Source organism: Chitinivorax sp. B, from assembly GCF_005503445.1.
Lineage (GTDB): Bacteria > Pseudomonadota > Gammaproteobacteria > Burkholderiales > SCOH01 > Chitinivorax.
The window spans coordinates 1-1756 of the sequence record NZ_SCOH01000135.1 but is presented as its reverse complement, the minus strand read 5'-3'; the positions used below and the strand labels follow the sequence as shown (position 1 = coordinate 1756).

At 57.1% G+C, this 1756-nt stretch carries 2 protein-coding genes; both read right to left on the bottom strand.

All coding sequences use genetic code 11. From position 1 onward, the window contains the following. On the bottom strand, positions 1–577 hold a 577-nt coding region (locus FFS57_RS24790; RefSeq protein WP_249384169.1), incomplete at its 3' end, for a carbohydrate-binding protein. A gap of 100 nt (positions 578–677) precedes the next feature. Beyond that, positions 678–1756 (bottom strand): chitinase (locus tag FFS57_RS24785; RefSeq protein WP_249384168.1); only part of this gene is annotated, 1079 nt, incomplete at its 5' end.

The following is a 1756-nucleotide window of genomic DNA, read 5'->3' as shown; positions in this document are numbered from 1 at the left end:
GGGTTGGCACGCTGCAATTGGTCACGGCTTTCCACACGCCCCATTCGCCAGATTGTGTTGGGTTGTCGCCCTTGGTCCACCATTTCGCTTCATACGACTTGCCTTGATACACCACGCGCTGGCCACTGGTATAGGCGGTGTTGGTATCCCATGCCGGATAGTTGCAGTTGGATGGGGTAGGCGTTGGTGTCGGTACCGGGGTAGGCTGCGGCGTTGGCGTTGGCGTTGGCGTTGGCGTTGGCGTTGGCGTTGGCGTTGGCGTTGGCTTGGGTGTCGGAGTCGGTACAGGCGTCGGTGTGGGTGTACCTGCAGCCCCCAGGTCTTGCCACAAGGTATTGGTCGCAGCTGGGTTCCAGTTGGCACCGACATAGGCGGTATGTGTTACCAACGCCTTGTAGTTGTGCCCTTTATGGCTGACAACCGTACCAGCACTGTAGGTATTGCCTTCCTGCCATGCAGGTGCTGCAGTAGCACGGGTTTGGGTGACCGGGGCAGCATAGGCTGTCGAGACCGCCAGTGCACATTGGCTGATTACCGATACGGTGGCCAATGCACGAATCATGGGCATCATGTTCATTTCGCTCTCCATAGCAAAACTGGAAAAAGGCGGGTGATGATTCGATCACACCGCCGTTGAGGTGGGTGCAGGCCCGTCACTGATCCTGCCGATATGTCCCTTAGGGCAGGCTGTTCAAATAAGCGCGATGGGCTCCGGAGAAGTTGTAACCATCAGCGCGGTCCCAATTGATGGACCACGTCATCAGGCCACGGAAAGCCGGGTAAGTCTTGGCAGGTTTGTACTGGCCGCAATGGGTGCCTTTGGTCAGGCAATCCACTGCCTTCTGCGCTTCCGCTGGGCTGGTGAAACCGCTGGATGCCGAGCGGGAGCCGGAAGGTAGACCAAAGGCCAGTTGATCCGGCCGCAATGCCGGGAAGCGTTTGTTGGCATCGCCACCTAGGCTGAATCCGGTCAGCATCATGTCAGTCATTGCAACATGGAAATCGGCAGTGCCCGGGTTGTAGTTCTTGCCATCCGTACCGGGCAGGCCACCGGTGTTGTAGTGCTGCACATGCAGAATGGTCAGCTCGTTACGCAGCCCGTGAATCACGGGCAGATACGCCCCCCAGATGCCGGCATAAGTGATCTGCCCACCTTGCACGTAAGCGGTCTCCGGTGCCATGGTCAAGATGAATTTGCTGCCGAAACGGGCTTTCAGTGTCTTCACGGCGGCAATCATGTTGACTACTGCCGGCGTGGTCGGGTTGTTGATATCGCTGTCGCCGTTGGCCAAGGCCAGTGAACCGCCTTCCAGGTCGATATCCAGTCCATCCAGCCCATAACGGCTGATGATGTCGCCCATGGTGCGGACAAAATTGTCACGGGCTGCGGCGGAGTTGAGCTGGATATGAGCATTCGCACCACCCAGCGATATCAGCACCTTTTTGCCTTTTGCCTGTTGTGTACGAATACCGGCGATGAATTCCTCTTCAGTTTCGGCGTTGGTACCGCATTCGCGAACTGGGCATAAGGTAAATGCAACTTCACCTTCTGAGCCGCCGGGTTTGTTTTCTGCAAAAGAGAGATTGATGATGTCCCAAGCTGGGGCGACATCTTTCATCTTGATGTAACCAGAGCCATTTTCGAAATTATGCCAGTAGCCAATCAGTGGGTGCTTTGGCACACTGCCCGTTGGCGTTGGCGTTGGCGTTGGCGTTGGCGTTGGCGTTGGCGTTGGCGTTGGCGTTGGCGTTGGCG